General features: G+C 66.6%; 7 protein-coding genes and 1 pseudogene. 1 reads left to right on the top strand and 7 read right to left on the bottom strand.

What is annotated here, in order from left to right:
* The 3 genes and pseudogenes from cca to AC1DMG_RS17665 all read right to left on the bottom strand — a co-directional run.
* Nucleotides 1–135: pseudogene (gene cca, locus AC1DMG_RS17675) on the bottom strand (multifunctional CCA addition/repair protein); the annotation flags it as partial.
* 188 nt (nucleotides 136–323) lie between these two features.
* Entirely contained in the window at nucleotides 324–1,262 is a 939-nt protein-coding gene (locus AC1DMG_RS17670) for a complex I NDUFA9 subunit family protein (RefSeq protein ID WP_441605241.1), read from the bottom strand.
* A gap of 20 nt (nucleotides 1,263–1,282) precedes the next feature.
* Nucleotides 1,283–3,355: a transglycosylase SLT domain-containing protein gene (locus AC1DMG_RS17665; RefSeq protein WP_441605213.1), complete on the bottom strand. Its 2,073-nt coding sequence runs from the start codon at nucleotides 3,353–3,355 to the stop codon at nucleotides 1,283–1,285.
* A gap of 216 nt (nucleotides 3,356–3,571) precedes the next feature.
* Here AC1DMG_RS17665 and AC1DMG_RS17660 point away from each other — a divergent pair, with 216 nt between their 5' ends.
* The gene (locus tag AC1DMG_RS17660; RefSeq protein WP_477180845.1) at nucleotides 3,572–5,191 is read left to right on the top strand and encodes a glycoside hydrolase family 17 protein; all 1,620 of its coding nucleotides are present in this window, start codon (nucleotides 3,572–3,574) and stop codon (nucleotides 5,189–5,191) included.
* Here the strand turns inward: AC1DMG_RS17660 and AC1DMG_RS17655 are convergent.
* The 4 genes from AC1DMG_RS17655 to AC1DMG_RS17640 all read right to left on the bottom strand — a co-directional run.
* Entirely contained in the window at nucleotides 5,090–5,539 is a 450-nt protein-coding gene (locus AC1DMG_RS17655) for a hypothetical protein (protein ID WP_441605215.1), read from the bottom strand. The two genes, AC1DMG_RS17660 and AC1DMG_RS17655, sit on opposite strands and share 102 nt — an antisense overlap.
* Entirely contained in the window at nucleotides 5,536–6,345 is an 810-nt protein-coding gene (locus tag AC1DMG_RS17650) for an endonuclease/exonuclease/phosphatase family protein (protein WP_441605216.1), read from the bottom strand. Before AC1DMG_RS17650 ends, AC1DMG_RS17655 begins: the two co-directional genes overlap by 4 nt.
* 125 nt (nucleotides 6,346–6,470) lie before the next feature.
* Nucleotides 6,471–7,127: a thiol:disulfide interchange protein DsbA/DsbL gene (locus AC1DMG_RS17645; protein WP_441605217.1), complete on the bottom strand. Its 657-nt coding sequence runs from the start codon at nucleotides 7,125–7,127 to the stop codon at nucleotides 6,471–6,473.
* Nucleotides 7,128–7,175: 48 nt separating this feature from the next.
* The coding region (locus AC1DMG_RS17640) for a thiol:disulfide interchange protein DsbA/DsbL (protein WP_477180844.1) at nucleotides 7,176–7,904 on the bottom strand (729 nt) is incomplete at its 5' end.

The raw sequence follows: 7,904 nt of genomic DNA, 5'->3' as shown, positions 1-7,904 counted from the left end.
GTCCTTGCCGACGGGGCGAAAGCCCTGCGCGAGCATCTCGTCGGGACGCGCGCCGACCACCTCGTGGTCGTGGTCGGTCACCGGTCGMTTGAGCAGTTTGTCGCGGACGGCGCCGCCGACGAGATAGATGCGCATGCGGGGGATTCTGCCACGTGATGCGAAGCGGCCGGCTAACCGGGGCTAGCCATCTGGGAGGCTAACCCTGTGGGAGCGCACCCAGTGCGCGACGGCCTCAGGCGGTGAGGCACCCTCAGTCGCGCACAGGGTGCGCTCCCACAGGGAAGCTCTCACAGGGAAGCGCCCACAGGGAAGGGGTGGACGAGTTATCGCCCAGCCGATCTCGCCAGGTCCAGCCGACGCTGCCGCGCCGGTATGTTCAACAGCACCGGCAGCCATGCCGCCAGCGGCTGCGGGGTGATGCCCAGCGCGGCATAACCATCCACCTTGCCCACCGAATCGGTGCGCAGCGAGCGAAAGTTGTCCAGCGAGAACGGCTTGCCCGGCAGCATTTGCGCCACTTGTGCCTGCAGCCGGCCGAGGCCGTCCGGCAGCGCCATGATGGGTGTGCGCACGCCCATCGTGTCGCGGATCATGTGCACGATCTCGCCGAGCGTGAGCACATCCGGGCCGTAGAGCTCGAAGCTGCGGTCGATGCCGAGCTTGTCGTCGCCGATGCAGCGAGCCATCGCTTCGGCCACGTCGCCGGCCCAGGTCGGCGCCATCTTCGACGGTGCGCGCGCCAGCGGCAGCACTGGCATCTGCCGCAGCAACGTGGCGAAACGCGACACCAGGCCGCCATCCGCGCCGAACATCACGCTCGGCTGGTAGATGGTCCAGTCAATCGAGGAGTTGCGCACCTGCGCTTCCGCCTCGCCCTTGCTCTTGAGGTATTGCGACAAGCCCTGGCCGGCCTTGAGCGCGCTCATATGGTGCAGGCGCGACACGCCGGCCGCCTGGCAGGCGCCGAGCACGCGCTGGGCCAGGTCCACGTGCGCGCGCTGGAAGGTCTGCTCGCCGAACGCATTGAGGATGCCGACCAGGTTGATCACCGCATCGGCGCCCTCGAACTGCCGGCGCAGCGCATTGGCGTCATACACATCCACGCTGTGGATGCTCACGCCGGGGAGCACGCCCAGCGCACGCCGCTGTTCGCGGTTGCGCGATAGCAGCACGATGCGATGGCCGTCCCTGATCAGGCGCGGCAGCAAATGCGAGCCGACAAAGCCGCTACCGCCGAGCACGACCAGTTGTTTGGATTTCAGTGTCACTCAGTGTCTCCGCCTCAATGCGTACTGCTGGCTGCAGCCGGTGCTGCCATGCTGCTGGCGGGAGCAGCTGAACCTGCCTCCGCAGGCGTCGGCGGCGCCACCACCGGACAGGTCACCAGCTTACGCTCACTGCGGGCATCCGGCAGCGTATAGGTCTGGCCGATCGGCGTGAGTCGCTGCGACAGCGTGACGGCATTGCCATGCTGGCGCCAGTCGTAGATCACCGCGAAGGACATCACGCGCGCCACGTATTCGCGCGTCTCCTTGAACGGAATGGTGGCGATGAACAGGTCCGGCGGCAGCGAATTGCGCGCCTCCAGCCATTGGTCCACCTTGCCGGGGCCGGCGTTGTAGGCCGCGCTGGCGAGCCAGGGCGCGCCGTTGAAGCGCGCTGCCATCTGCGCGAGATAGCGCGTGCCCAGGATGATGTTGGTGATCGGGTCGTACAGCGAGTCCCCGCCAGTCCAGGTGACGCCGTTGCGCTTGGCCACCAGCGCGGCCGTCGACGGCAGCAACTGCATCAGGCCGCGCGCATCCGCACCGGAGCGTGCATCGGCCATCCAGGCGCTTTCCGCGCGAAGAATGGCGTACGCCCACGACGGATCGATCCCTGCCTGTTCGGCCTGCGGTACCAGTCCGTCCTGGCTGGCCAGCGGGAAGCGCTGCTCGTAATAGCGCAACGCATCGCCGGTGTTGAAGGTGAACACCGCGCGGTCGTACCAGCCGCGACGATAGGCGAGAGCGACCGCCTGCTTGAGCGTATCCGCATCAGCGCCATCGAGTGCCTGCGTCCATTCGCGACGCGCCTGCTTGGGCAGGCCCACGGCATAAAGCTCGAACGCGCGCAACAAACCCTGGTTGGCGAGCAGGGCGCGTTCGCGCTGCGGGTTGCCTTTCAGGTCCGTCTGGCAGATGCCGTACGGCGCCTTGATGCGATCGGCAGCAAGGAATCCGAAGAACGTCGGCTCCTGCGCCAGGCTGCTGAGTACCTGTTGCGACTCGGCATTGCGATTGGTGGCAGCCAGAGCGCGTGCGCGGAACCAGCGCCATTCGCCGTCCTGCTGTTGCGTCGCCGGCATCGCATCGATGGCGGCGAGCGCCGCAGTCCAGTCCTGTTGTGCCAGGGCGGCGCGCACGCGCCATTCGCGGCTGGTGTCGGTCTGCACGGACGCCGGCAGCGCGATCAGGCGCGAGAGTGCATCGGCGTCGTAGTCGGTGGCATGGAACAAGGCCAGCGCATACATCACGCGATTGCGCTGCTCGGGAGTGAAGGCGAAATGGCTCTGCAGTTTTTGCCAGGCGATGTCCGCGGTGACCGACTGGCGCCGCGCAAGTCGTTCCAGCGCGAGCGTCGCGGCCTGCCGGTTGCGCGTCGTATCGGGCCACTGATTGGCTGCCACCACCGCAGCCCCGGGATCGCTGAGTGCGGAGGCGATGCGTCTTGCGGAATCCGCCTGGTCCGCCGGCAGCCAGCCGGCGATGGCGTTGATGGTGCCCGGCTGCACGGCATCCGCGGCGCGGTCGATGCGATCCCACAGGCGTGGTTCGGTGAGCAGGCCCTGGTCGTGCGCGGCGCTCAACACCGGATCGCAGGCACCCGGCAGTTTGGGCTTGCTCCACAGCGCGGCAAGGTCGCGATCGAAATCGAGCTGCGCACCCTTGCTCAGCTGCGCCTGCAACGCGTTGCAGGTGAGCGCATCGCCGAGACCCGGCTGGTACATCGCAAGAAACGTGTCCCAATCCTGCCGGCGCGCCAGTTCGGTGAGAAAGTCGCGGCGCAAGTCCGCGGCAGGCAGCAGGCCGGGATAGCGCTTGAGATAGTCCTCGACCTGCGGCCGCTGGACCTGGCGGATATCGTGCGTGAGCGAGGTCACTTCCAGATAGGGATAGAGCGGGTAGTCCTGCAGTGTGCTGGCCGCCGTGCGCCAGCCATCGCCGCCCTGCTGGGCCGCGGCGTACGCCTGCTTGAATGCCGTGCGTTGCGCTTCCGTGGGCTCGGCGGCCGAGGCCGCGCCGACCAGCCACAGGCCGGCCACCAGGATGAGCAGGCGGCGGGCAACTTGCCGCGGTGCTGCGTGCAGGGACATGACGACTCCTTTGCCAAGACCGACGCAGTGATAGTCGCGGTTCCGCAGGGGCGGCGCGCTGCGCGGGACTGCGCAGAATGGCCAATCCCCGCTGAGCGTGACGTGAAACCGAGGGCGCGGCCCTGCCCGCGCACATGGCGAGGGCGCAGCCCCTGTTAGAATTCGCCACCCACGAGGCGCCGCATCCGGCGCTTGAGCCACGCTCTTAGGAAGCGCATGTCGCCATCGCCCTCGCCGTCATCCCGTGTTGCCCCGCTGGCATGGTTGATCCTCGTCGTGGCCACCCTGTCAGGCGCCGCGTGGTGGTGGCAGATTGGACGCCCGGTGGCGCTGCCGGATGCGCCGACCGCACGCATCGCCTGCGTGTCCTATGCACCGTTCCGCAAGCCGGGCGAGACGCCGCTCGATCCGCATGCCTTTGTCAGCCCCGAGCGTATCGACGCGGATCTGAAGGCATTGTCCGAGCGCTTCGATTGCGTGCGCACGTATTCGCAGGGCTTTGGCTTGAACGCTGTGCCCGCGATCGCCCTGAAATACGGCATGAAGGTGCTGATGGGCATCTGGCTGGGCCGCGATCTCGCGCTCAACGACCGCGAAGTGACGATGGGCATCGCCACCGCGAAGGCGTATCCGCAGGTGATCCGCGGCGTGATCGTCGGCAACGAAGTGCTGCTGCGCGGCGAGCAATCGCCCGAAGCGATCGCCGCCTACATCACGCGCGTGCGCAGCGCGCTGCAGGATGTGCACGTGCCGGTCACCTATGCCGATGTGTGGGAGTTCTGGCTGCGCTATCCGCAGATGGCCAACGTGGTCGACTACATCACCATCCACATTCTCCCGTACTGGGAGGACGATCCGGTGCCGCCGCAGGATGCACTCAAGCATGTCGCGGACGTCTATGCGCAGATGAAGGCGCACTTCTCCGGTCGTGCCGTGATGATTGGCGAGACCGGCTGGCCGAGCCAGGGCCGTCCGCGCCGCGAGGCGAGTGCGAGCCTGGTGAACGAGGCGCGTTATCTGCGCGAATTCCTGCTCTATGCCGGCAGCGTGGACATGCCGTACAACGTGATCGAAGCGTTCGACCAGCCGTGGAAGCGCGATCAGGAAGGCACGGTCGGCGGCTATTGGGGCATTTTCGATGTCAATGCAAAGCCCAAGTTCAGCATGCAGGGACCGGTGGTCGAGGAGCCGAACTGGATCGCCGGCTGGTTCGCCGGTGTGGCAGGTGCCGTGTTGTTTTTGCTGTCGGGCATCTGGCGTCGCGGCTTGGCCAATACGCGCAGTCGCGTTGCGCTGATCCTCGCTGGCTTCGCCACCGCCACGTCGATTGCATGGCAGGGCCGTCGCATGCTGTTCGATTGCCGCAACCAGCTGGAATGGGTGTTTTCCGGCCTGCTTTGCGCGCTGGCCCTGCTTTCGGCCGTCTATCTGGCGCGCCGCATCGCTGCACGACTGGCCGGCGCGGCCATCCAGTTGCCGGATCGCCGCGTGCGTTTCCTGTGGATGTTCGGCTTGGCCTTCTACGACTTGCTGCTGGTCTTCGACGGCCGCTATCGCGATTTCCCGCTGGGCCTGTTCTGGCCGCCGGCGGTGGGCTTCATGATTGCGGCGTTGATGGAATCGGCCGACAACTGCGTGGTGCCGATCATCGAGGAGCGCTTCATGGCCTGCCTGCTGCCGTTGCTCGCTGCCGTGGTGGTGGCGCAGGAGATCGGGCTCAACCCGTCGACCTGGCTATGGCTGGCCGTGAACTTCGCGACCGCCGGTGCGGTGATGATCGAATGGCGCCGCGCCGCCCGACTGCAGACGTACCAGCCGCAGGCAACCCACCAGTAACGCGAACGCACCCGGCGCAAAACAGTAGAGCACCACGGCGACCACGCCGGTCGCCGCGGAAAGCCAGGCCGCGAACGGGTGCTTCCAGGCCAGTGCGAGTACGGCGGCGGCCAGTGCCACCCAGCCGTAGATGCCCATCTGATAGCTGTAGCTGGCAGACATGCGCAGCGGTGCCAATACAAATCCCATCACCGCGGCATGGCGCGCATCGCAGGTCAGCGAGCGCGCGGTGTCGCACAGGTGCGCCACGTCGACCGACTCGACCAGGCCATAACGCAGCGCATACGCAAGCGCGCCGAGCAGGATCAGCGTCAACCAGGGCAGGGTCAGCAGTACAGCGCGTTTCATCGACGGATCCGGTGCAGGCGTGGGGTGATATGGCTGGGCAAGCGGATCTCGGCCGCTATGGGTAGATGATCGGAGAACGCCTGCGGCAGCGCCCACACTTTGTCGAGCTGGATCTTCTCGGAGGTGAGGATGTGATCGAGCGCGCGACGCGGCTTCCAGCTGGGAAACGTCGGCGTCGATTGATCGGGCGGCACCAGGCTGGACTTGGCGAACAGGTGCTTCATCTCCGCGCTGCGCGCTTCGGTATTGAGATCGCCCATCAGCACGGCATGCGGGAAATCCTGCAGCACTTCGGCAATGAAGCCCAGCTGCTTCGCACGTGCCGGTGCGCTGAGCGAGAGGTGCGCGATCATCACGGCGAGCGCATCGTCGCCGTCGCCAAAACGCGCGAGCAAGGCGCCGCGGCCGGGAATGCGGCTGGGCAGCGGATAGTCGAGCACGCTGCTGGGTTCGAGCCGGCTGATCAACCCGTTCGCCGAATGCGCCAGCCGCGCCATCGGGCGATTGGGCTGATGACTCCAGAACGGCATGCCGGCCGCTTCGGCCAGGTAGCGCGTCTGATTGAGAAAGCCCGAACGCAGGCTGCCGGCGTCCGCTTCCTGCAGGCCGATCAGGTCGAACTGCGGCAGTACTTCGGCGAGGCGGTCGAGGTTGTCCAGTTTGCTGCGGCCCGGCAGCACGGCATTGAGGCTGCGCGTGACGTATTCGCTGTAACGCTGCACGCTGGCGCCAGCCAGGATATTGCAGCTGAGCAGACGCAAACGGCGTTCGGTGGCCGGGGCGGGAGTGGGTTCGGCACGCTTCATCGGGCGGAAAGGGTAGTCGCAAAAGGGTGAACGCCGCCATCGTGGCGGCGATCAGACTGGAGACAGACCCTGAGCATGCCCGGTCGGTTGTGAACGCGGGGAAAGTTCCGCGTCGCCGCCGGGGCTTACTTGGCGCCGCTGAGGTCGCGCTTGGCCAGCCACTGGGCGACGGCGGACAGTTCGGCCAGGGTCTTCACATTGGCAGTGCGGTACTTGCCGTCGACGACGATGGTCGGCGTGCCGTCCACCTGCCACTGCTTGACCAGCTCGGCATCCTTGCGGATCTGCTGGGTCACCTCGTCGGAACTGGCGATGCGCATGAACTCCTCGCGCTTCGCGCCATGCATGGCGTAGAAATCGGCCAGCTCATCGAGGGTGGAGATCGGGTAGTGGTCGTCGAACTTGGCCTTGAACAGCTCCAGGTGCGTCTGTTCCAGCACGCCCAGCTTCTTGGCGGCGTAATAGGCACGGGCAAACGGCAGCCATTCGTCGCTGAACACGGCCGGCATCAGCTTGAACGTCACGCCGGCCGGCAGCTGCTTGCGCATCTGCTCGGCGATCGGCGCGAAATGCGCGCAGTGGATGCAGCCGTAGGAGAACACTTCGACCACTTCGACCTTGCCCTCATTGCTGAGGCGGTGCGCCGGTGCCGGCAGCGTCACGTACTCGGTGCCCTCGGTATAGGGCGCGGCATCGTTGGAGCCGGTGGCGGTGCACGCCGTGGCCAGCAACAGGCCGGCGATCAGGCTGAAGGCGCGCAGGGAGGCAAAACGCTTGAACATGGGGCGGGTCTCGTCGAATGGCGTCAGGTGGATGTCGATGCGCGCGGCTTACTTGCCTGCGGCTTCCTTGGACACCAGCCACTTGGCGAGTTCCACTGCCTGCTCATAACCGCCGGCCGAACGCGCGGTGAAACGGTACTTGCCGTCGACCACGATGGTCGGGGTTTCTTCCACGCCATAGGCCTTGAGCATTTCGTCGGCGCGCTTGACCTTGGTGTTGATGGCAAACGAGTTGGCCACAGCGGCGAATTCTTTCGGATCGGCCCCGAACTTTGCGTAGACCTTGGCGGCGTCGTCGATGGTGGGCAGCGCCGAAGCGGGCTTGAGGCCGGTGCCCTGCATGGCGCTCAGCTCCTGCGACTTCCACACGGCGTCGTACATCGCGTCATTGGCCTTGTCGGCCACGCCCAGCGCCTGCGCGGTGAGGAAGGCGCGCTGCAGCATCGGCCAGTTTTCCTGCGGCATGAAGGAGGCCGGCAGATAAGCCACGGCGGCGCTGGCGGGCAGCTCCTGCACCAGCTTGTTCATGGTGGGATGGAACTGGTTGCACGCCGGGCAGCCGTAGGAGAACACCTCGGTCACTTCGATCTTGTCGGTGCTGCTGACCTTGGCCTGCGCCGGTTCGATGCGGAAGTAGTGCTTGCCTTCCACCCACTTGCCATCGTCCACGAACGGCGTGGCCGCTGCGGCGGGCGCCGCCGGAGCCTGCGCGGTGGTGCTGGCAGCCGCCGGAGCGGCGGCGGTGCTGGCGGCGGCCGGAGCCGCGGTGGTTGCGGC

The organism is Dyella sp. 01N36 (assembly GCF_056399745.1).
The sequence above is the reverse complement of the archived record's forward strand: the minus strand, read 5'-3'. Positions and strand labels throughout refer to the sequence as shown.

Bases quoted from the DNA above. Each gene is read 5' to 3' on its own strand.
- AC1DMG_RS17665 (WP_441605213.1), bottom strand. From the start codon at position 3,355: ATGTCCCTGCACGCAGCACCGCGGCAAGTTGCCCGCCGCCTGCTCATC.
- AC1DMG_RS17660 (WP_477180845.1), top strand. From the start codon at position 3,572: ATGTCGCCATCGCCCTCGCCGTCATCCCGTGTTGCCCCGCTGGCATGG.
- AC1DMG_RS17655 (WP_441605215.1), bottom strand. From the start codon at position 5,539: ATGAAACGCGCTGTACTGCTGACCCTGCCCTGGTTGACGCTGATCCTG.
- AC1DMG_RS17650 (WP_441605216.1), bottom strand. From the start codon at position 6,345: ATGAAGCGTGCCGAACCCACTCCCGCCCCGGCCACCGAACGCCGTTTG.
- AC1DMG_RS17645 (WP_441605217.1), bottom strand. From the start codon at position 7,127: ATGTTCAAGCGTTTTGCCTCCCTGCGCGCCTTCAGCCTGATCGCCGGC.